Origin of the sequence: Enterococcus sp. C74, from assembly GCF_040887125.1 — a bacterium.
GTDB classification, from domain to species: domain Bacteria; phylum Bacillota; class Bacilli; order Lactobacillales; family Enterococcaceae; genus Enterococcus_B; species Enterococcus_B hirae.
In genome coordinates, this window is sequence record NZ_JBFOFA010000014.1 from 1 (window position 1) to 24027 (window position 24027).

General features: G+C 34.9%; 19 protein-coding genes. 17 read left to right on the plus strand and 2 right to left on the minus strand.

The features are described 5' to 3' along the window. Positions 1-13: 13 nt before the first annotated feature. Positions 14-778, minus strand: a complete 765-nt coding sequence (locus AB3H93_RS13155; RefSeq protein WP_368020678.1) for a LytTR family transcriptional regulator DNA-binding domain-containing protein — start codon at positions 776-778, stop codon at positions 14-16. 409 nt (positions 779-1187) lie between these two features. Between AB3H93_RS13155 and AB3H93_RS13160 the strand changes: the two genes are divergently transcribed. From AB3H93_RS13160 to AB3H93_RS13210, 11 genes are all read left to right on the plus strand, one after another. Then, complete coding sequence (locus AB3H93_RS13160) at positions 1188-1871, plus strand: hypothetical protein (RefSeq protein ID WP_368020679.1); 684 nt, start codon at positions 1188-1190, stop codon at positions 1869-1871. Continuing rightward, entirely contained in the window at positions 1864-3585 is a 1722-nt protein-coding gene (locus tag AB3H93_RS13165) for a sensor histidine kinase (RefSeq protein ID WP_368020680.1), read from the plus strand. Before AB3H93_RS13160 ends, AB3H93_RS13165 begins: the two co-directional genes overlap by 8 nt. Then, positions 3582-5099, plus strand: coding sequence for a response regulator (locus tag AB3H93_RS13170; RefSeq protein ID WP_368020681.1), 1518 nt, complete (start codon positions 3582-3584; stop codon positions 5097-5099). Before AB3H93_RS13165 ends, AB3H93_RS13170 begins: the two co-directional genes overlap by 4 nt. A gap of 226 nt (positions 5100-5325) precedes the next feature. Continuing rightward, positions 5326-6294, plus strand: a complete 969-nt coding sequence (locus AB3H93_RS13175) for a sugar ABC transporter permease (protein WP_010718906.1) — start codon at positions 5326-5328, stop codon at positions 6292-6294. Positions 6295-6307: 13 nt separating this feature from the next. Further along, positions 6308-7225: a carbohydrate ABC transporter permease gene (locus AB3H93_RS13180; protein WP_010737756.1), complete on the plus strand. Its 918-nt coding sequence runs from the start codon at positions 6308-6310 to the stop codon at positions 7223-7225. Positions 7226-7241: 16 nt separating this feature from the next. Next, complete coding sequence (locus AB3H93_RS13185; RefSeq protein ID WP_368020682.1) at positions 7242-7619, plus strand: hypothetical protein; 378 nt, start codon at positions 7242-7244, stop codon at positions 7617-7619. Between the two features lie 40 nt (positions 7620-7659). Next, on the plus strand, positions 7660-8568 hold the full coding sequence (locus tag AB3H93_RS13190; protein WP_368020693.1) for an ABC transporter substrate-binding protein: 909 nt from the start codon (positions 7660-7662) through the stop codon (positions 8566-8568). 72 nt (positions 8569-8640) lie between these two features. Beyond that, on the plus strand, positions 8641-11715 hold the full coding sequence (locus AB3H93_RS13195; protein WP_368020683.1) for an alpha-mannosidase: 3075 nt from the start codon (positions 8641-8643) through the stop codon (positions 11713-11715). Beyond that, the gene (locus tag AB3H93_RS13200; protein ID WP_368020684.1) at positions 11708-13945 is read left to right on the plus strand and encodes a glycoside hydrolase family 3 N-terminal domain-containing protein; all 2238 of its coding nucleotides are present in this window, start codon (positions 11708-11710) and stop codon (positions 13943-13945) included. Before AB3H93_RS13195 ends, AB3H93_RS13200 begins: the two co-directional genes overlap by 8 nt. Further along, a complete protein-coding gene (locus AB3H93_RS13205; RefSeq protein ID WP_368020685.1) occupies positions 13914-15266 on the plus strand; it encodes an alpha-L-fucosidase in 1353 nt (450 codons plus the stop codon). The genes AB3H93_RS13200 and AB3H93_RS13205 overlap by 32 nt, the downstream gene beginning before the upstream one ends. 17 nt (positions 15267-15283) lie before the next feature. Continuing rightward, the gene (locus tag AB3H93_RS13210) at positions 15284-16342 is read left to right on the plus strand and encodes a family 20 glycosylhydrolase (RefSeq protein ID WP_368020686.1); all 1059 of its coding nucleotides are present in this window, start codon (positions 15284-15286) and stop codon (positions 16340-16342) included. A gap of 175 nt (positions 16343-16517) precedes the next feature. Here the strand turns inward: AB3H93_RS13210 and AB3H93_RS13215 are convergent, their stop codons facing one another. Further along, positions 16518-16895: a YccF domain-containing protein gene (locus tag AB3H93_RS13215; protein WP_010718913.1), complete on the minus strand. Its 378-nt coding sequence runs from the start codon at positions 16893-16895 to the stop codon at positions 16518-16520. A 274-nt stretch (positions 16896-17169) separates the two neighbouring features. On the opposite strand from AB3H93_RS13215, the gene AB3H93_RS13220 reads away from it, so the two are divergent. From AB3H93_RS13220 to AB3H93_RS13245, 6 genes are all read left to right on the plus strand, one after another. Further along, on the plus strand, positions 17170-17700 hold the full coding sequence (locus AB3H93_RS13220; RefSeq protein WP_207494017.1) for a PadR family transcriptional regulator: 531 nt from the start codon (positions 17170-17172) through the stop codon (positions 17698-17700). Positions 17701-17862: 162 nt separating this feature from the next. Next, positions 17863-19233, plus strand: coding sequence for an MFS transporter (locus tag AB3H93_RS13225; protein ID WP_368020687.1), 1371 nt, complete (start codon positions 17863-17865; stop codon positions 19231-19233). Positions 19234-19875: 642 nt separating this feature from the next. Continuing rightward, complete coding sequence (locus AB3H93_RS13230; RefSeq protein ID WP_053766763.1) at positions 19876-20628, plus strand: restriction endonuclease; 753 nt, start codon at positions 19876-19878, stop codon at positions 20626-20628. 228 nt (positions 20629-20856) lie between these two features. Next, positions 20857-21552, plus strand: a complete 696-nt coding sequence (locus tag AB3H93_RS13235) for a hypothetical protein (RefSeq protein ID WP_368020688.1) — start codon at positions 20857-20859, stop codon at positions 21550-21552. A gap of 571 nt (positions 21553-22123) precedes the next feature. Next, positions 22124-22315: a hypothetical protein gene (locus AB3H93_RS13240; RefSeq protein WP_010718919.1), complete on the plus strand. Its 192-nt coding sequence runs from the start codon at positions 22124-22126 to the stop codon at positions 22313-22315. Positions 22316-22716: 401 nt separating this feature from the next. Continuing rightward, positions 22717-23739, plus strand: coding sequence for an HNH endonuclease (locus AB3H93_RS13245; protein WP_368020689.1), 1023 nt, complete (start codon positions 22717-22719; stop codon positions 23737-23739). Positions 23740-24027: the final 288 nt, after the last annotated feature.

Below are 24027 nucleotides of genomic sequence, written 5' to 3' on the forward strand. Positions count from 1 at the left end.
TGTACGTATGGGACTAATGAACCAAATGATTTTCATTTTTCAGATGTTCCATAAAATCTACTAATTTTTTTATGCTTCGACGGCTAAGGATCAAGGTATCATCATTTTTAAACACAATTTCATTGTTTTTTTTATCTACTAATTTAATGTTAGCTGGATTGATGGAGTAACTCTTCAAATCATTGAAAAAATGAAAGTTTTGAAACGTCTGTTTTAGTTCTTCAATTTTCCCATGAATCAAAAAAAATTCTGTTTGACAGAAAAATTCAATAGTCGAACGAGAACCTGTGATCTTACTTAAGTAATTGACTTCTTTAGGGTCGATTAAATAGATTTTAGAAAGTGATTCGATTTTAATGAGTTTACTTTGTCCTTGTTGCAAATTCGAATGGTTGAACAATAATTCTTCCAAGCCATTTACAGCTTCCATGATGTCTTTTTTACTATAGTATTTATCTGTTCGAATATTTTGATTGATAATCTCCATCCCTTTAGTTGTGTCATTCGTCAAAAACAGGATGTAACAAGAATGATTTCTCTGACGAATTTTTTTGCTAAAATCAATCCCAGAATGAAAACGATTCAATTCAATATCAACAATAAAAATATCTGAGTCTTGGATAGGCATAAAATCAAGGTCAGCATAGAATTTTTCTAATTGAGAAGGCAAGGGGATGGTTAACGAAATTGCTGCTAAATTAGCACTACGATTATATTGTTTACGAAATTCTTCTTGATGGAATACATTATCTTCAATATAGTACACTTTCACACACATCACCTCCAACTTTCAATCGTTCTTAGTATAGCAAGAATCAATGTGTGGATAAAGAGAATAAAAGAATAAATTATTAGACTTTTTTTATTTAATATTTAAATAATTGAAAGAAAATATAGATGTTGAAGTAAAATTTGAACGAAAGAGTCAGAGAGAAAACGGTTATTTTGGAAGTCTAAAAATCATCTGGAAATAGTCTACAGACAAAAGCTGGGATACCTTTTTTAAAAGTTGAACCAATGCGTACGGTTTTGTTCGTAAAAAGAAAGAACATCCTATATTAGTTGGTCATATGAAGAAAAGAAAGAATGAGCAAAGAGAAAAATTAATTGAAATAGCCGTTACAAGAAAACGCTTTTATGTTAAGGTAGATACGTAAAATAGTACATTGGTTAGGGAGGGTATTCAAATGACAAGGGAAGAAAAAATATATGATGTAGCATCACAGATCATTTATGTAGTCATAAACAATCTTTTTTTTATTGTTGTAAATTTACCGCTGTTTAGTTACCTTTATTTGATGATTTATCAAGGAGTTACTTTATATCTAATCTTAATGGGTCTCTTTATGATTCTGTTTGCTATTTCATTGATCGCACTATTTGAATCGCTGTATCAGTTTATTATTAAGAAACAGGAAAGCAATCTCCGATTTTTTTGGCGGAGCATCGCTAAGGCATGTTCTTGGGATAGTTTACCTGTCTATTTGCTCATCAGTCTGATTGCTTCAATAGGATTTCTCTTTTTTATGGTTGAACTTTCTCCAATTTTTTCTATATTTGTCATTATTTATGCTATTTTAGCGGTCTACGGGATGTTGATCCTTCCTTTTGCTATCATGGAAACGATCCTTTTCCAAAACACCTTTTTAAAAACGTTGTTGAATGCGATGATTTTATCTTTTCAAAAATGGCAATTACAGCTTTTTACGATTGCCTATCTGTTATTTGTTCTTTTATTGTTTCCACGCTCGCCAGCTATCTTCTTTTTTGTCGGTTTTAGTGGCTACTGCTACTTGTTTTTAACTTTTTATGCACCATTTTTACAAACTCGGATAGCGAGTATTAAGGGATTGGATCCGAGAAATGACTAAAAGCATAACGAGGATTAAACATAACCTTTTGAAACACGCTTTTTATCGTTACATGTTGTGGATGAGCGTTAGTTTATTAGTGTTATTCTTTATTATTTATCTCATCACAGTTTCTTTCCATCAAAAAAGAGATGAAAATCTAAAGGAAATCAACTTAAATTTTTATACAGAAATTATGATGATGAAAAATGCAACAGATAATATGCTGGCGCTTTTGTATGCGGAACAACCTGATTTGGAAGATTTGAGGCAAATTACTAATTTATCACTCGCAGAATACTACGAATACAAAACGACTACTTACATGAAACATGCCGGTTCAAAGTATAATGGAACCCAAAATTTTGTTAATCAGTCCTTTAAAATGAATGATTATTTGTCAACTGTAGTTATTTATCATGCGCAGACGAAACGTAGCGTAGTCTTTCATAAAGATCAGACAACCACGATGAAAAAAGTGGATAAATTTCATCTAGCAGACCCAAACGATATCGAAAAGACAAAAAAGCAAATTTTTAAGATAAATAAGAATAGAAATCTGATTGGATTTCACAAAGAATTACATAAAGAAACAGATTTAAGTTACGCAGCAGATGTCTATTTTTATTATGATATTTCTCCATTATTTGAAAAGATTCATTATCAAGTGTTAAGAAACAACGGCAATATTCAAGTTTTCTACAAAAACAACCCTATTCCACCGGAGATAAAACCAAAATATGTTCTAGACCAACGTCAAGCAGAACATTACGTGGTTACAGCCACGACAAAGTATGCCAATGTTTTTACAGAATATTCTTTGATCTATACTGTCTACTCTTTTTTTGCCATCCTTGTGTTTTTAGGTTTTTTCCCATTTCTATTTCAGTATTTGCAAAAAATAGAGGGAAGACTCTCTCAACTAACTCAAAAAATTACCAAAGTAAAAACAGGGAATTTTGACCCTGAAAAGTTCGCTCAATCAGACGACTATAAAAGTGATGATGCGATTTCTTTGATCTCTTCTAGTATTGATGAATTAGCGTATCAGTTAAATGACCAGATTCATCAAGTTTATAAAAGTAAGATTAAACAAAAGGATTATCAGATCCAAAGTATTCGGTCTCAGATCAATCCACACTTTCTTTACAATACGTTAGAAGCAATTCGAATGAAAGCAGAACTAAATGAAGATCACGCAGTGGCAGGAATGCTCTTAAATGCTGCAACATTATACCGTAAATTGATCAAGGGGAAAGATGTCATTTGTTTAGCGGAAGAATTGGAATATTGTGATGCTTATCTTAGTCTTTTTGAAATACGTTTTGAAGATGCACTATTTTATGATATCGTTTGTGATCCAAGTCTTGAATCTTTGCTGATTGAGAAATTTACGATCCAACCAATCATCGAAAATTTTATTCATCACGGGATTGATTCGCAACGCCAGGATAACTTCATCGAGATCCATTGTTTTGAAAAGGATGATCGGTTGTACATTGAAGTAGTAAATAACGGAAAGCCAATTCCAAAAGTAGAAAAACAAAGAATCCAAAAACAACTTGCTCAAAACAGCCATGATCTGGAGATGACTGCCCCTACTGGCTTATTTGGGGTAGATTATCGAATCAAACAACGCTTTGGTCATCAGTATGGCGTAACATTTACTACGCAAGAAGATTATGTGAAATTTCAAATCACCATGCCTAAAAAAAGAGGAGGGGAGATCGTGTGAATGTTTTACTAGTTGATGATGAACCGTTAATCACAGAAGGAATTGAGAAACTGCTAAAAAAAACAACCGGTAACATAAAAAATTTCACGACATTTAAAACAACTTCCGGTATTGAAGCATTGAAAATCCTAAATGAGGTAGCTATTGATATTTTATTAACAGATATCAGAATGCCTGATATTGATGGATTGGCACTTGCTAAAAAGGCACGTTGTGTACAAAAACAAATAAAAATCATCTTTATCAGTAGTTATGATGATTTTAGTTATCTGAAACAAGCCATTCTCATTGGAAGCAGTGATTATCTTTTAAAACCAGTTGATCCTATTGAGTTAGCCACTACTTTTGGGAAGTTGACAAGAGAAATAAAAGAAGAAAAACTCTTTCAGCATTTGAAGAACAATCAACAGATTGATGTGTTTCGTGTCAATTTGTTGCGGAAATTGCTGCATCAAGAAATTTCGTCAACGGAATTAGCAAAATGGCAGGACATCCTTGAACCAATCACGGATTGGCAAAATTATACCATCACTTACCTAGAAGGTGCTTTTTATAATGATAAACTTTTTGAACGTGTTTCTGAGCAGTTATCGGTATTATTCGTCCAACCTTATAGCCTTTTATTGGAACCGAATAAACTTCTTTTGTTTTTTTCTCCTAAAGAAGAACAACATTATCGGTTAAGTATTCAATATTTATGTGAGACATTTGATTTATTCGCGGTCATCGGTAGTGGCTGCCATTCATTAATTGAGATCACGCATTCTTATCGAAGTATTGAACCATTTATGGAAAGTAAAAATATCTTGGAAAACCCATTAGTCATTGATCTATTTCCTAAAACTACATTGATCAACGAATACCAACTAACGCAGAAAATTTATTTTAAAAGTTTAGCTTATCTTGAAAACCAATCGATTGAAGCATTCCAACAATTAGCTATTGCCAATATTGATCAATGGAAAGACCATCCGATTCAGTCGTTAGTATGTCATTACTTGCTGATCGCACTTCACAAAGGGATTGCTACTCTGGAAAAACAAGAACAAGCTTATCAAGAGTTACAACCATTGATCTACGCATTAAAGACAGCAGACAAATCAGTTTTTAAGAAAAAGATAGGTACGATCTGTTCAAAACTGACTGAAATAAGTTGTACCACAAAAAGTCATTCTCCAGTGATTGACCAAATCTTATATCTAGTCAATCAGGATTTCACGAAACGCTACTCTTTAAAATCATTAGCTGAGCGATTTCATATGAATCCAGCCTATCTTGGACAGCTTTTTTTAAAAGAATTGAATATGAGTTTTAGTGAATATGATAAAAAAATTCGTATGAGAGAAGCCAATCAGCGAATCAAAGAGAGTACGGAAAGAATTACTGTGATCGCAAAAGCCTTAGGATATGATGATATCAGTTTATTTTATCGTCATTATAAAAAAGAATACGGAATAACCCCCAATAAAGCACGCAAGTTCGATAATGAAAGAGAGCCGTTGAATCTAAAATGAAAAATCATTCTTTTATCATTTTTTATGACTAAGAAAGGCGTAGCAAAACCAATAATGAAATCATGAATCATTTTTCGAGAAGAGTGATATTCCAGACTCTTCTTTTTTGTGTCTTTATTACATACAAAAAATATTGTCTATAATTTTGCCAATAAATCTATAAAATCGCAAATTGAGAAAGCGCTTTATTTGCTTTATGATAAACATAGATAAGGAGTTGAACAGGATGGAAGAAAAATTAGCAGCAACATTTGTCAAAAAGAAGCAGGAAAATCGTGTGTTAAAAACATTTAAAAAAAACCGACCTTTATTTTTCCTTTCTTTACCAGGAATCATTTGGTTTGCGATATTTTCCTATTTTCCACTTTTTGCGATTTTAGTGGCGTTTAAAGATTTTCGATTAAGTGGTAATTTTTTTGAAAGTTTTATGAAGAGTGATTGGGTCGCTTTTAAAAACTTTGAATTTATTTTTAAAAGTGGGAATGCTAGCCTGATTATTCGCAACACGGTTGGTTATAATGTGCTGTTCATTGTTATGGGAATCATCGTGCCATTGATCCTTGCATTATTGTTAAATGAAATTTTCAGTAAGCGACTATCAAAATTGTATCAAAGTGTCATGTTTATTCCTTACTTTCTTTCGATGGTCGTTGTCAGTTATATCGTATTTGCATTTTTGGACCCGACAAATGGGTTTATCAATCAGTTTTTGATAAGTATTGGGAAAGAGCCGATCCAATTTTATATGCAAGCAAAGTATTGGCCTTATATTTTAGTCGTTGTACAAATGTGGAAAACGATGGGCTACAATATGATTATTTTTTTAGCCGCAATATGCGGGTTTGATAAATCTTATTACGAAGCAGCTAATCTTGATGGAGCAACAAAATTCCAACAAATCTGGTATGTCACGATTCCTATGTTGAAACCGGTGATCATTATGTTGACGATTTTAGCAGTAGGGGGGATCTTTCGGACAGACTTCGGATTGTTTTATCAAGTGCCAAAAGATTCAGGGGCGCTTATTAATGTGACACAAACCATTGACACTTATATCTATCGCGGATTGTCGTCTATGGGAGATATCGGTTTATCGGCTGCTGGTGGACTGTTGCAGTCAGTAGTTGGCTTCTTTTTAGTGTTAGGAACCAACATGATCGTCAAAAAAATCGATAAAACACAAGGAATCTTTTAAGGGAGGAAAAAGAGTGGAAGCAAAAAAAACACTAGGTGAATCTTTGAACCGATTTGGACGAATCAGTAAAAAAAATAACCTTTTGATTAGTCTGGGTTTAGGGATATTGACCTTTTTAACTGCTGTTCCTTTTATTTTAGTTTGTATTATCGCCTTTACTGATTCAGAATCGATCCAACGAAACGGGTACCGGCTGCTACCTGAAAAATGGAGCCTAGCAGCGTTTCAAGCAATTTTTGAAGAAGGAGCGATTTTTTCCGCTTTCGGTACAACGATTTTCATTACGATCATTGGGACCGTCATCGGTGTGTTTTTAATGTCGACCTTTGCGTATACCCTTTCTCGAAAGACTTACGCTTATCGAGGGTTTTTATCAAGGTATTCTTTGATACCCATGTTGTTTAGCGGTGGGATGATTGGTAATTACATTGTGGTTGTGAATGTTTTAGGGTTGAGGAACTCTATCTGGGCATTGATTTTACCTTTGTGTATGTCCACATTTTCAATCATGGTTTTGAAAACGTTTTATCAAATGTCTGTCCCAGAAGCATTGATTGAATCAGCATATATCGATGGTGCCAGTGAGTGGTTGATTTATTTTAAAATCGTACTTCCGTTATCGTTACCAGGTATCGCAACCATTGCCTTATTTTTAACCTTAGGCTATTGGAATGATTGGTTTTCAGCATTACTTTATACCGATAATAATCAATTGGTACCGTTACAGTATTTGTTGATGAAGATGGAGAATAATATTGAATTTATTGCAAACAATGCTGGAAAAATGGGGATGACCCAAACCGGTGCTTTACCCACTGAAACGATCAAAATGGCGGTGGTAGTAGTAGCTACTTTACCGATCTTGATTGCATATCCTTTTTTTCAAAAATATTTTATTGGTGGTTTAACTGTTGGCGCAGTGAAAGAATAGTATAGGAGGAAAAATAATGAAAAAATTTGTATTGCTAGGAGCTGCATTATTAGCAGGAGGTCTTTTAACAGGATGTTCAAGTAACAAAACCAGTAATGCGAGTGAGTCTGGTACGGTGGATCTTACTTGGTACATAACGGGTATTCCACAAAAAGATGTGGCAAAAGTGAATGAGGCGGTCAATAAGTATACAAAGGACAAATATAATGTCACAGTGTCTCTTAATCAAATTGACTGGGGTGAATATGACCAAAAGATGAGCGCACTGGTCAATGCCGGAGAAAGCTTTGATCTCGCATTTACTGCTTCTTGGCTAGGAGGATTTAATTATTTAACCAATATATGGGGTACCAGCGCAAAAAGAAATCGCTGCTACGGAATATTTTGTCTTTAATAAAGAACTAGTTGATAAATATGATGTTCCGTACGAATCAATCAAAACCTATGATGAACTTGAACCATGGCTCAAAACGATCAAGGAAAAAGAAGGAATCAATCCTTGGTACATGTCTGAAGGTTACCGAAACCCTTATAAATTCGATGAATTATCAACATCCGTTGGGATCAACCTTGAAGGAGATGAAGGGAAGATCGTCAATTATTATTTTGAGAAACCATACGTTGAACGGGTTGAAAAAGTGAGAGATTTTATGAAAAAAGGCTATGTGAATAAAGATGCAGCACTGGCAAAACAAACCGATATTGTTGGGAAAGAATGGTTTGTTACTTCAACCGTGATGGGACCACTTGATACAGCAACAGTCAAAGACCAAGTGAAAAAAGATGTAGTGGTAACGCCTATGGTAGATTCAATTGTGACGAATGCTTCAGCAATGGGTGGCGGTACGGTGATCAGTGCGAACTCGAAACATCCAAAAGAAGCGATGAAGCTATTAGAAGCTGTGAATACCGACGAAAAATTGATGAACCTCTTATCCTATGGTATTGAAGGAACACATTATGAAAAAACTGGGGAGAAGACAATCAAATGGTTAGATGCTCATAGTAATTATACGATGCCATTTTATATGTTTGGGAATTACTTCAATCTTTATCACCAAGAAGGTGCGCCAACAGACGAATGGGAAGTGTTGAAATCTTATAATGAGCAAGCAGAAGCATCCCCAGCACTTGGATTCAACTTTGACACGAAAGCTGTGACAACGCAACTTGCTGCTTTGAATAACGTACAAGAAGAATTTAAAGCATTGATCAACACTGGCTCAGTTGAAACACAAGAGAATTTGAATAATATGAAGAAAAAAATGAATGCGGCTGGACTAGATGAAATTATCACGGAAATGCAAACACAATATGATAGTTGGAAAAAAGAACAAAAATAATACAGATAGTACAAGCCAGGAGCTCAATTTTTTTAGTTGTTTCCTGGCTTTTCACTAGAAAAGAGGAATAGTGTGAAAAAATTACTAGAATTTGAACGTGTGCAACGAATCATCATAGAGTTAAAAAAGAACATGATCAAAACTGCGATACCTGTTGAGAATTTAGTTTTTCATTCTGAAACGGGGACAAAAGAATTTGAAAGAGGTGCTTATTTTGGCGAAAAAAATCAGTACTATACAATTGCAGGAGAACTCTGTTTACCAAATGAATTTCAAAATCAAACAGTCGATTTAGCAATATTTTCTTCACTAACTGAATGGGATTCAACGACAAACCCTCAAATAAAAGTGTATTTTGATGATCAGCTGATCCAAGGGTTAGATGTTAACCATACGACTTTGCGGTTACCCAAAGAATATGCCTCAAGAGATCGGATTCCATTGCAAATCGAGGTTTTTTCAGGTCGGGAGGAAAAAAAATATCCTTTGACGGTTGAGCTAAGGCTGATCGATCCTTTGTCTTATGAACTCTATTACGATTTGTTCGTGATATTGGATAGTTGGCGATCGCTAAACGAGCATGACTCGAATTATATCTATTATGAAAGAGAATTAGGACAAGTAGTTGATCAATTGAATTTTTATAAACCTTATAGCTCAGAATATTATCAAGGATTAATGAAAGCAAAAGAACACTTAGAACGTGCATTTTATCAAGCAGGCTTAGTAAAAAATGCTCCTCGTGCCTTGGTTGTTGGTCATACACATATCGATTTGGCTTGGTTATGGACAGTGATGCAGGCGGTTGAAAAGGGAGAACGTAGTTTTTCGACTGTATTGAAATTAATGGAGGAATATGATGAACTGACTTTCATTCAGAGTCAACCACAAATGTATCAATTGATCAAAGATACCTATCCGCAACTATATGAGAAAATCAAAGAAAAAATTGTTGCAGGCAAGTGGATTCCAGAAGGGGCTATGTGGGTAGAAGCAGATTGTAATCTTGCTTCAGGTGAATCATTGGTCCGTCAATTTCTTTATGGGAAACAATTTATACGCGAAGAGTTTGGTCAAGAAAGTCAAATTTTATGGTTGCCAGATGTTTTTGGTTATTCTGCAGCTTTACCGCAAATTTTGAAAAAAACAAACACGCCCTATTTCATGACAACAAAACTTTCTTGGAATCAATTCAATCAGATCCCTTATGACAGCTTTTTTTGGCAAGGAATCGATGGTAGCCGAGCGCTAACTCATTTTATTACGACAATCAGTGACGGTTATAGCCCGACACCTTATTATACGACTTACAATGGACTACTCGATCCTTATACGGTGAAAGGAAGTTGGGAACGCTACTTAGATAAGGATGTCAATGACAGTATTCTGATCGCTTACGGTTATGGAGACGGTGGCGGAGGACCAACACGAGACATGTTGGAAACGTTGAAACGCATGAAAAAAGGTTTGCCAAGTATGCCCCAAGTCATTGAAAGCACAGCAATTGATTTTTTTGAAGAACTCTCAGAAAAAATGACCAAACATCAGGAAAAAGAGTGGCTCGGAGAACTGTATTTTGAATACCATCGAGGAACATACACTTCAATCGGGAAAAACAAGCGCAACAATCGATTTGGTGAAACGTTATTACAGACAGTTGAAAAATTATATAGTATCTTTGCCCGAGAAAAATATCCAGCTGAAATGTTGGAAAAATCATGGAAACAATTATTGTTAAATCAATTCCATGATATTCTTCCAGGAAGCGGAATCAAAGAAGTTTATGATCAGACAGATATTGATTATCACGAACTTTTCACTGAAATGAACCAATTAATTGACACAGTGTTGCCAAGTCACGATGCAGGACAGTTTCTTTATCTGTTCAACCCTAGCGGAGTAAGTGAACAAGTCATCGTTCCATTACCACTGGAATCAGGAGAATGTCTGGAACATCAAGGTCAGTCGATTGTCAGCCAAAAAACGTATGATGGACAATTCTTAGGACGATTCGATCATTTACCTGCTCTCGGTGGGAGTTATTACACTATTGTAAAATTAGATCGTGAAGTCACGACTAAAACGGAAACCACTCCTTTAACTAAGCAATACGAGACACAAGACTTTAGTCTTTTATTCGACGAACACTATCGTATGATCAGTGCATTCGATAAAAAGAACCAACGAGAAATCGCTGGTAAGAAAGCAGTGAACGAACTACTGGTTTACGAAGATCTGCCTTTAAATTATGATGCATGGGACATTGACTTTTACTATAAAAATAAACCAACAATCATTACCGATATTCAAGAAGCATTGATTGTTGATCAAGGTCCGATTCGGGATACGTTGAAAATCGTTAGAAAATTTTATGATTCGACCATTACGCAATACATCCATTTGATTCACGGAAAAGCACGAATCGATTTTGAAACGAAGGTTGATTGGCAGCAAAATCATAGTCTCCTTCGAGCGGAGTTTCCAGTGCCTGTTAATGCCTATCAAGCGACTTATGATATCCAGTTTGGCAATCTACAACGACCGGCGCATAAAAATACTTCGTGGGACAAAGCAAAGTTTGAAGTATGTGGACATAAATGGGTCGATCTATCCGATGATGGCTATGGGATTTCATTATTGACAGATTCAAAGTATGGCTTTGATGCTCAATACCAACATTTAGGAGTCTCATTGATCAAATCCGCCACAGATCCTTATGAAACAGCAGATCAAGGCAATCATCAGTTCACCTACTCGCTTTATTGCCATGCTCAAACGTGGAAGGAAGCGAAGACCCAAGAAGAAGCTCGTCAATTAAATATCCCTTGTTTGGCTGTTCGTCAAGAACAGAAAACTTTACCAGAAGGTTCGTGGGTGAACTGTCAAGAACGAAACATTTGTCTGGAAACCTTAAAGAAAGCTGAAACGGATGGATCCATCATTATGCGGGCTTATGAATTTGAAAATCGCCAAACAACAACGGTCTTAAAATTTTCTCAGCCAATTCAACATGTACAGATTTGCGATCTATTAGAAAATCCGATTGAAACAGTCGCTTTAGACAGTGAGCATGAGGTAACAGTGGTGTTCAAACCTTACGAGATCCATACCTTCAAAATCCAATTAAAGGAGCAGAACGATGGGTGATTTGCAAAAATTGTTGCAAAAAATGACACTAAAAGAAAAAGTTGGACAATTGAATCAACGATTGTATGGCTGGCAAGTCTACGAAAAAAAAGACGGAAAGCTTTTTTTGACGGACTATTTCAAAAATGAAGTGAAAAAATATGGCACGGTCGGTGTCATTTATGGGGTATTTCGTGCCGATCCTTGGTCTGAAAGAAATGAGCTGACTGGTTTAACAACCAGTGAGGCACAAGAAGTCAGTCAAATGATTCAACAATACATGAAAAAAGAAACCCGTTTAAAAATCCCGGTCTTATTATCCGAAGAATGTCCCCATGGGCATCAAGCCTTAGAAGCCACCACACTGCCAACGAATTTTTCAGTAGGATGTAGTTGGAATCCCGAACTTTATCAACAATTGCAGGAAATCGTGGCTGCTGAGTTACAAGAAAAAGGAGCTCATCTTGGACTAATTTCGACTTTAGATCTATTAAGAGATCCACGCTGGGGCAGAACAGAAGAATGTTTTAGTGAAGATCCGTATCTAACAGCAGCCTTTACCCAAGCAGCTGTAACTGGTTTACAAAAAGAACAAAAAATTAAAGCTGTGTTAAAACATTTGGCTGGTCAAGGAAACGTCATGGGAGGACATAATTCTGGTCCAGTGGCAATCGGAGAGCGTGAGTTAAGGGAAATCCATTTACCCGCCATTCGAGCAGGAATTAAAGCTGGCGCAAAAGGCTGTATGGCAGCGTATAACGATATTGATGGTGTATTTTGTCACACGAATCCCCATTTGTTACAAGAAATTTTACGAGAAGAATACGGGTTCTCTGGAATCATCATGGCCGATGGTTGTGCATTAGATCGAGTGGCAGAAACTTGTGGCGATCCATCAATGGCTGCAGCCAAAGCCATCTCTAGTGGAGTTGATCTTAGCTTATGGGACGAGGTGTTTCCTTATCTAGAACAAGCAGTGGCTATTGGGCTGGTAAATGAAGAAGTGATTGATCGTTCTGTTTTAAGAATTCTTGAGTTGAAAAGCGAATTAGGTCTTTTCTCTAGCCAAAGTTCACCGAAAGTTTCTTTTACTTCGGCACAAAAAGAAACGTTGTGTACAGCTTTGGCAGAAGACAGTCTAGTATTGTTGAAAAATGACAATATATTACCTTTGAAAAAAGAGAAATTAAATCAAATTGGAGTTGTAGGACCTCATGCGAATAATATCTATCATCTATTAGGTGATTACACGCCTTTTAAAAAAATAGCATCATGTTGCAATCTATTGCAGGGGATCGAAGAGCACACGGCAAATTCAACTACCCAATTGGCTTTTGCTCAAGGCTGTCAGATCACAACTGATCTACCTCAAGGACTAGACGAAGCAAATCAAGTAGCTGAAAATGCAGATGTCATTGTCGTGACTTTAGGTGGGTCCAGTGCCAGAGATTTTTCAACGGCTTTTGCTAAAAATGGCGCTGCATTACAGGGATCACAAGAAATGACTAGTGGGGAAAATATTGACCTAGCCTCGATCGAACTACCGGAATGCCAAATTAAACTAGTCAAGGAATTAGCAAAACATGGAAAACCAGTCATTGCCGTTTTGATTGAAGGCCGACCTCATAGTATCTCAGCGATTGAACCACATGTTTCAGCGATTCTTTTCGCTGGCTATCCAGGACAATACGGAGGAAAAGCGATCGCAAATGTTCTTTTTGGGAAAAATCCGAATGGTAGATTAGCGTTTACGATTCCCGTGCATTCAGGTCAATTACCCGTTTATTATAACTATCGAAATACTCAATTTAAAGAAACGTATACCGATTATCCTGAAAAGCCAATCTATCGTTTTGGCTATGGCTTAAGCTATACATCGTTTGAATTGACCGATGTACTCTTTACCGATCATCAAGATCATTCGATTAAGGTTTCTTGTCGATTGAAAAACACAGGTAATCATAGTGGAGCAGAGACGATTCAAATTTACGGGAAAAAACAACAAGGTTTTATTCCCCCACGAGAAAAAGAATTGCTCGCATTTAAAAAAGTACATCTAACCCCATTGGAAGAACAAATAGTTGAAATGATCCTAACAAAAGAACAGTTATACTATTTAGATGAAACGTTTAAAGAAGTATTGCCAAGAGAAGTTCATTTGACAGTTGAAACAGTTACCTTTAAACAAAGTATTCAATTATTTAGAAAGGTTGATGATCATGAAAAAAGCACATGGTGTATCCGCAGTTGAACAGGAAAACGAAGACCGTAAGCTGCGAAAAGACATTGTCGAAAACCATCAAAGCGAAACAGATCATTACCAAGAGTTACCCGCTAATATCCAAAAAAAACTCGATTGGTTTCAAGATCAAAAACTGGGCGTGATCTTTCATTGGGGGCTGTATAGTATTCCCGGTATTGTAGAGTCTTGGCAATTGTCACAAGAAGACAGCTGGGCAAGAAAAATACCTTGGCGCACGAACATGGTCGAATTACGAGAAGATTATTGGGGGTTGATCCATAGTTTCAATCCTTATAAGTTTGAACCAACTAAGTGGGCAAAGCTGTGCCGACAAGCTGGTTTTCGCTACATGATTTTTACAACAAAACATCATGACGGCTTTACAATGTATGATACAAAGTATTCGGATTATAAAGTAACTGCAGCGACATGTCCCTACCATAAAGCGCCTCAAGCAGACATTTTTAAGGCAGTTGTCACCGCTTTTAGAAAGGAAGGACTAGCGACAGGTGCTTATTATTCAAAACCAGATTGGCATAGCTCTTATTATTGGTTGCCAGAAAGAGAAGCGACTGGACGATATGCAAATTATGACCCCAAAGAGTTGCCTGAAATCTGGCAGAAATATGATCGGTTTGTTACGAATCAACTCATTGAAATTAGCCAAAATTATGGCCAACTTGATATCTTATGGTTAGATGGAGGCTGGGTGAATCAGGGCAATGAACAACTCGATATGGAAAGAATAGCGAGTGAAGTCAGGCATTCTCAGCCAGATCTCTTAATTGTCGATCGAACCATTGGCGGGGCCTATGAGAACTATGTGACACCAGAAAGAAAAATACCTGAAAAACCACCAGTCAAAGTATGGGAAAGCAATATCCCATTAACCAAAAATTGGGGTTATTGGCCAAATGATGAATATAAAGAAGTAGCAGAAGTTATTCTATCATTCGTCCAGATCGTTGCAAAAGGAGGAAATCTACTACTAGGAATCGGACCTAAACCAAATGGAGAGTTACCTACAGAAGCGGTAGCGATTTTAGAAAGACTAGGCGATTGGTTGGAAAAATATGGCGAAGGAATCTATGAGACAAGAGCAGTACCGTTTGATTCCCCTGAAGGCTGGTATGTGACCCAGAAAAATGGCGATTATTACTTTTTTTATAAAGAAAACGCTTCATCTTTATTGCTGTCTGAGGTAGGATTGGATTATAGAAACTTTACCATTCAAGAACTGTCTGAAAAAAAACAGACAAAGAGATCTGAAACTTTAGTACCAGGAAAAACGATGGAGGGCATTGGTTGTTGGCAACTAATGGCAGAATAAGGAGTGGATGCTAATTGATGAATGAATCAAACAAGCCATTATCTGTTACAAAAGCACCTTCTTTAAAAGAGCGTGGCGTGATTTTAGATATTGGTCGTAAATTTTATTCAATGGATTTTCTGAAAAAACTTGTAGACTACATGGCTTCATTGAAAATGAATGCTTTGCAACTTCACTTTTCTGATAATGAAGGATTTCGGTTGGAATGCGAAACAATTCCAGAAATCACATCAGAGAAATTTTTGACGAAACAGGAAATGACGGATTTGATTGATTATGCGGAGCAAAAGGGGATTTCTGTGATTCCAGAGTTTGATAGTCCTGGTCATTTGCAACGGTTGTTGGCAATCTATCCACAATGGCAAATGGAGCGAAAAGGCGAGGATTCTTTGATTTTCCCCACTAATCGAGCCCTTGATATCACCAAAAAAGATGCGGTTACCATGATCAAAAAGATGATAAAAGAATATGCAGAGTTATTTCATCGTTCCGATTATTTCCATTTAGGTGCAGATGAATACATTGAATTTTCAGAGTTGGATAAATATCCTGCATTAAAAGCACAAGCAATCGTGGAATACCACGATCCAACCCGTCAGTATGATGTTTTCATCGACTACATCAATGAGTTAGCAGATTATGTCGAAACATTAGGTAAAAAAGCTAGAATTTGGAATGATGGTGTCTATAAAAAAGGACTGCTCATGAAAAGTAAATTAAAACCTTCTATTCAAATTACGTATTGGACGAAACATCAAGCAACAATGGCGACTGCGGGGGAATTTCTCACTCGTGACCATCAATTGATCAATGTCAACGATCAATTTTTCTATTTTGTTTTAGGAGAAGGTGCCAGTTATAAATATCCTACAGCTCAAAAGATTCAAGACCACTGGACGATTAATCAATTTCCTGAGAACCAACGATTAACAAACGAACAAATGAAAAAAGTACAAGGTGCCTATTTTGCTATCTGGAGTGACTACCCTGATGCTTTGACTGAAGAGGAAGTCTTAACGATGATTAAAGAACCATTAGCTGCACAACAGCAAATCATCTGGCACGAAACAATATGAACAATCAGTGATCAAAGAGGTGAATCTATAGTTGATGTTGTCTTCAATAATTGATCCTGGTGTTTCTTAAAAGTTGTCCAAACAAAAAAGCCGAAGATTTCAAAAATTGTTTCTTTTTTGACATTCTTCGGCTTTTTTAGATCTAGAAATTGTTACCAGGTTCTTAACTATCTGATCAATAATAAGATCTGGTTAGAACGATTCTCGTACCAAAAGGCATCAACGCTAATTTAGCTAATTTAAACGACTGTTTACCAAATGGAATACCAATGATCGTAATATAGAGTATAAGACCACTAATCACATGGGCAATCGCTAATGGGAGTCCACTGATAATCAACCAGATGATATTGATAATTAAAGAAGTCCCACTATCGCTATAAATCACTTCTTTACCAAATGGGAAAAAGCTAAGAGTTGCCAGCTTAAAACATTGTAACCCGATTGGAATACCAATGATCGTTATACACCAAATGACTCCTGCTAAAAACCAACCAATCCCACCGATACAGCCTCCAAAAATAAACCAAATCAAGTTTCCTAACATTCTCATTTTAACACCTACTAAATTTTTTCCCATTATACCATGTAATGGTTCTTAGAGTTCCTTTATTAAAGTTATTTAATTATGTGTTTTTTGTTTTGAATAAATGTTTTTTAATATTAATTATATATAAAAATAGTTATTTAATGGTGAACTAAGAACAGAAAGAATGTGAATGGCAAAGTGGGTTTGCTTAATTACCTTAATAAAGAAAAGTGATTGGCTTATGCATCTTTTAGATATATCATTCTTGTATCTAAAAGATAGATAAGGAGGAAGAAACATGATGAATGAACTGTTTGTTCTAGGAGAATTGATGGAATCACCACAAAATGGTTATCACTTAAGAAATGCAATGCAGGCTTCTTTAGGCAAAAATCGCAAAGTCAGTTTTGGTGTTTTATACCCATTGTTAGACAAGTTGGCAAAAAATGGCTTAATCACTATTACTGTTAATGAAGAAGGCCGTACACAAAAGACTGCCAGTATTACTGATAAAGGACGTCAACGATTTTTTGAATTAATGAAACAAGACGTTCCCAGTGGCGCTCATACAGAAGAAATTTATTTAATCAAACTCGATTCGATGCAACATCTCTCATTAGACGAACAAAAAGAATTGTTAACGGTCTACATACGTGAAAAACAAATCACGGTTGACGAAATCAAGGGCTATTTAAAAAAACTAGACGAAGTAAAAAAAATTGATCATTGGTATGCGACTAAAAAGTTAGAATTATTACTTGGAAAAGCCCAGTTAGCAATCCAGTGGGCAGAAGATTTTCTATCAGAACTGCCTTATGTGGAAGAATAAGCATGATCATGGTGTAGAACAAAACGTGACAGTTCTTAACATCAGGTCGATTTTAAAACGTCATAAAAAAGCAACGATACTGTAACTTTTTATTAGTTACAGTCTCTTTTATACAAAAAAATATATATCTAAAAGATATATTAAGGATGATGGAGGAAGAACATGTCTCAACAAATCAAAATTGCCTTAGTAATGGCAATGAGTTTATTTATGGAAATATTAGATGGTACGATTGTTACAACAGCTTTACCCAAAATGGCGACCACTTTTTCAACAAGTATGTCACAAATCTCACTTTTAATCAGTGCGTATTTAGTCACAGTGGCGATTTTTATCCCAATGAGTGGCTGGTTAGCCAATTATTTTGGTAAGAAAAAAATCTGGCTTCTGGCTGTTTTCCTATTCACCATTAGTTCATTAGGGAGCGCCCTTGCGCCTAGTTTTGGGGTTCTTTTAGGAATGCGAATGTTACAAGGTTTCTCTGGAGCGTTGATGACACCTACTGCACGATTGATCGTTTTTGAAAAAACGCCAGTCGATCAACTATTAAAAATGACGAGTTATCTTGTTTGGCCAGCATTAATCGCACCTGCGATCGCTCCTATAATGGGTGGAGCAATCATTACCTATTTAACTTGGCATTGGATTTTTTTGATCAATTTGCCAATCGGTATGTCGATCTTGATCCTAGGATATTCATTGATTCCGTCAGACCATGACCTGATCAAAAATAAATTTGATTGGCTCGGTTTTGTGGAAATGGCAACGGCATCCACCTTACTTGTAGTCGGTGCAGAATTATCTTCACGAGACGGTCTTTCATTTGAGATAGCAGGAATTTTGTGTATCGTGAGTGGAATAATATTTCTTTTGTTCACATATCAACATTTAAATAAAGTCGAACACCCCTTATTTTCATTAAAGGCTCTTTCAAAGACTTCTTTTAGAATTGGCCAAACCAGTGGGGCAATCCTATGGTTATCTGTCGGAGCGATGCCATACTTGTTGACGATCTATTTACAAAATATTTTTCATTGGTCAGCAGTCGTTGCAGGAAGTTATGTTATTTTCATTTTTATTGGAAATATTGGGATCAAACCCTTCACGACATCGATTATTCGCTCACTTAACTACAAAGGGGCATTGATTGCGTCATTCCTAATGATTTTGAGTAGTTCTTTCTGTTTAGTTTTCATTGAATCAACCACGTTTCCAGCGATTATTATGTTACTAGCTTTTGCTTCAGGAATCGGACGCTCGCTCGCACTCACAGCGTTTATGGGATTAAGTTTATCAGAAATTCCACCACAAGAACGCAATAGCGCCAATACATTGAATACAGTTGTCCAATCTTTAGCTCAAGGGTTAGGCGTATCATTTATTACATTGGTGATCCATTTATTGGAAATCCAATTGTCGATCCCACTGGCTTATAGCTTAGGTTTTGCGGTTTTAGGAGCGCTAATGCTTCTGCCAATCATTGAAATCCTAAAAATTCCAAAAACAATGGGTATAGCAACAATTAAAAAGTAAATCTAAAATAGTAGACAGGTAGACTTATTGAAGAAAGATTTGAACTAAGGGTACTTTACAATCAAAAAACTATTCAAAAATTAGCCCTTCGCTGACTTGATTGAGCGAGGGGCTAGTTTATGTAGCGTTTTATCGAAAAGCCACATTGGTAGTAAGTTGAATAACGACACTTCGATTCAAACAAACGCCAACTCTATTACCAATAAGCAAATCAAGGATCATAGATTAGCGAGTCAGTACAAGCAATTGTTTTAAGTAATTGGCTAAAAACTCTGAATGACTATTCTGATTTTTTGATCAACACAAGAACAAGTAACAATTCGATCTTTCCAAATAGGAAAAATCCTTTGTGTGACTCGGACACAAGTTAGCTTTCCTTAAAATATAATCGAGCCTTTTTGATAAAGTTTCTTTGAGCATAGGAGAGGAATGATACCCAGTAAACGATAGTTCAAATCAATGATAATCAGCGAGAATGCCTAAAAAAATCTGTAATCTTCACAATAGTTCTAGTAAGCGAAGTATCAACGGATTGATTCTTTTAATAAAAATTATTTAAAAATTTTTATTATATAACAAATTAATACTCTTGTTATTGATTTACAATGTAATTGTCAGAACGATAAGCGAGAGGAGAAAATAATGGTTTTTAAATTCTTACAAAAATTCAAAGAAGCCAATCAACTGGAAAGCAACGCCCAAGAAGTGGTTTCCAAACAATACTTAGAAATAAGAAAAACGTCTTTTGTGCAAAAGAAAGATGAGAAGATCGTAATCGACTTTTTAAGTGACATGGATAAAGATTTCGGTAGTAGCCAAGATGATCGAGTGAGGCAAGGAGAACATTTTGAGCAATTTTTAGCAGCAGCTTTCCGATTAGCAGGATACGGGGTTGAGATAACGAAAAAAAGTTATGTCAAAGATCATCGTAAGTATGTGGGAGATGGGGGTGTCGATTTAATTTTGACGAAAGAAAAAAAGCGGATCGCGGTACAAGCAAAATCCAATCGCTTAAACGCAAAACCCACGCCGACACTGATTGGACGTAAAGATATCACTAATTTTTCAGGAATTTCAAATAAAAATTGGGATAAAAAAATGTTTATCACCACTTCATTTTTTTATCAACAGGTCTATGAAGAAATTGAACAAAATGAAAAAGCAAAAGAAATCGAGTGGTATGATCGCTACGGGTTATTACAATTATTAAATCAAATCATACCAGATACGATGCTAAAATTTCAGCTTTTAAATTCTTTGCCAATGGGTATAAAAATATGCCCCAAATGTAGCGAAGGAATCATAATTAATTGTCGGAATGGAAAAACCGGCCATCTATTTAAAGCATGTTCCTTACATTGTGGTCATACAGAAAAGTTCAACACAACGGAATGATTGCATTAGTCAGCGATTCTTTTTCCAAAATCTCTACATATACTAATACAGTGATACTTCGATTGAATGGTAGTCAATACTACGGACGCTAAGACAGGGTTTATAGTTTAAAAAATCAACAAAAAATATGTGATGAAGCCATACTTGGGAATAATTCCCCGTCAATTTTTCAATAGAAAGAATAAACAGTTCAAACAAGTGATTAAGAAAGGACTCTAGAATGGATAAATGACAAAAATACTCAAAGTAAAGCAAATTGAAGCAATGAAATTTTATACGGATATCTATCGAGAAGCAAGTTCATTCAGAACCATGTGGGTAATCAAACCCTTTTATCTGTTTTTATATGTTCTTAGCCTATGGATTAATACGTTATTTATTCTAGTTATTTTGGGTAATAGTTTTTTATATTTAACTGGAAATCCTCATGCTTATAATAATATTGAAACAATCTTTTACCAATTCATCGTGGCGACTGCGTTTCTGTTATTCTGTTACTATAAAAGATATCGAACAAAGCATGGTCGTCCTAAAAAATACCATAATTATTTATATAAACGAAAAGCCGAAAGAATGCTCGACGAACGAAGTATCAATCAATTGATTTTTGATGTGGAATACTTGATCAAAAAGAAAGAAAACCACGGAACCAGTATGTTAAGTATTTACCAAAACTTTATCGTAGCTTTGTGTTTTCCTATCACGATCTATCTCATCCAAAATTTTTTTGAGAAAGGCAGTATAAATTTTAGTACTTTTCTAATCAGTCTTTTTCCACTGACATTCATTTTTGGGATTTTTAAATCGAATAATTTATTTATATTAGTAAAAAGCCTTTATGTTGAAGATTATTATATGCTTGTTCATGTAAAAAAAGAATTAGAATATATGAAGACAATCAAAATAGATCGGAACAATGAATAACGGTACTCATGAGTCTCATGTAATCAATAGAAAAATAAACAGCACCTAATCCTTTCTAAAATAGTAAAACCATCATTTTAGAAATAGGTTATATTCAATTTAAAGCTCAAACTCATCTTCGCATTGATATAGAGTGGAATACGACTAAGGCTAGAGTGCGCGGAATAAATTCATAAAGAGAGGGATATTAGATGAAGTATATCACTAAAAGTTGGTCATTTATTTCTATTTTAATCTTATTAATCATTTTTGAATTAGTTAACACATATCTTATTTGTCAGTTTCCTATTTATTTACGAATAGGCATACTTATGCTCATTGGGTGGGGATATGAAATAATCATAAGACGTTTTTTAAAACATTAACTATAAAAAACTATGGTAGAACATCATGAAAAAATACTATAAGATTATCTCTGATTTACGTTGAGCAACTTTAGAATCAGCGCTTAATACAGCATTTTCAAGAAAATAAGATAGAATTAAAAAAGGTTAGGCTGGTTTCCTACGAGAACTAGCTATAATGATGCTGGAATAGCTATAGCCGGAATAATATAGAGGAGTGAGTTTTCTTGTATAAAAACTGGAAAAAGTATACGAAAAACCATCCATACGCTAGTATTATCATTGTGGCGTTAGTAGCCAGTTTAATAGGTATTTTTATCGAATATTTACTGAATCGAGACTTTCTAAGAAGCGGCTTTGGGGTAACGTTGATTTTGATTATCGGGCAGATAGTTGTTGTAAAGAAAAATAAGAAATAATTTACTGAAATAAAGTGTCGGGGTAAGGAGAGTTTAAGTAATACAAGATTTAAAATTTTAAATAATAAATATTCAAGTCATATCTGAAATTTGATATGACTTTTTTGCTTTTAGATTTTTTGAACAGTATAAAGAAAATGATTAATTTTGCAGAAGAAAAATTATCTGTGGATACAAATATCTTGTTTTTTTAAAATGATTTTTTATTTATAACGTTTAGTTAATAGTATATATCTACAAAGTAATCTTTCAGAAATATGGCTAGTAAAAGTAAACGTAGACGATGTATAATAAAGATGTTTTAATATGTTATAGATATCTTGAACAATAAGATATTTTTTATTAAACTTTTGAATTTTTTTGATCATAATTATATTGATGCCATTAGGAGATACATTGTTATGGGAACAACACTAATTACTAAAAAAGATTTACTTAAAAAATTAGATATAACTACAGAAGTATTAAATTATTTAGTTAGACATGGTATGCCAAAAGATGAAGAAATGTTTGATTTTGCCAAAGTGATTTCATGGAGAGAAGAATGGTCAAAAAAAATATTGGGTAATATAGAAGTGGGTGAAGTTTTTACTAATAAAGAAATTGCAGAGAAATTTAAATGTTCTATGCAAGGCGGAATGAGAAGATCCCATAAAACTAATACTCTTGTACTCTTTAGTGATCAAACAGGAGGAAATGTTTATAAAGATAAATGGTTAAATGGCATTTTACAATACACAGGTATGGGTTTGAATGGTGACCAACTATTAGATAAAGCTCAAAATAAAGTTTTAGCTAATTCAAAATCTAATTTTGTAAAGCTTCATCTATTTGAAACCTTTAAACCAAAAGAACACACATATTTAGGAGAAGTATATTTAGCAGGAAAAATATATACTGATAATGAGCAAGATAATAGCGGTAAAATGAGGAAAGTATATAAATTTCCTTTAGCTTTAATAAATCAAAAGCAATTGATAGAAGATAAAGAGATATACAGTCATGAAGAGAATCAAATTAGTTATGTTCGTAATTTGTCTAATATTAAAATAGAAGAGGAGGCAAGAAAAATTAGCAGTTATAACAAAAAAATGGCTGTTAAATATGGTAATAAAGAAGAGTTTTTATTTTCAAAAACAAAAGTATATAAACGAAATGTTTTCATATCCGAATACGTTAAGCGACTTGCAAAAGGCATCTGCCAACTATGTCAAGAAAAAGCACCATTTATAAAAGACGGTGTACCTTATTTGCATTGTCATCACATAGAGTATTTATCAGAAGGGGGGAAAGATGTAATTGAAAATTGTATTGCATTATGTCCAAACTGTCACGCTAGAATTCATGAACTTGAGTTGCCAGATGATAAAGATAAACTAATTAAGATTGTTGCGGAGAGAGAGTATAAACTGAATCACATATAAAGAAAAATTAGCAACTTCGTTAAACCTTCTATACTTTTATAGGTACTGTATTATGCGAGCGTTCGCTATAAAAAGACTGGGTTGTATCAATATTTGTTCGAAGTTCTTTTTCATGGTCTTCTGGTAAATAGGCGTCTTCTAGAATCATATTAGAAAATGCGTGAGATTTTCCAAGATAGGGAATATCTTCATAGTAACGGAGGAGCTCATACATTTTTGTAAAGTTCTAGGTTCGAGTATTAGGATCGGAAAGTCATTGTCAAATAAAGTAACTTTTACGCTTTATGG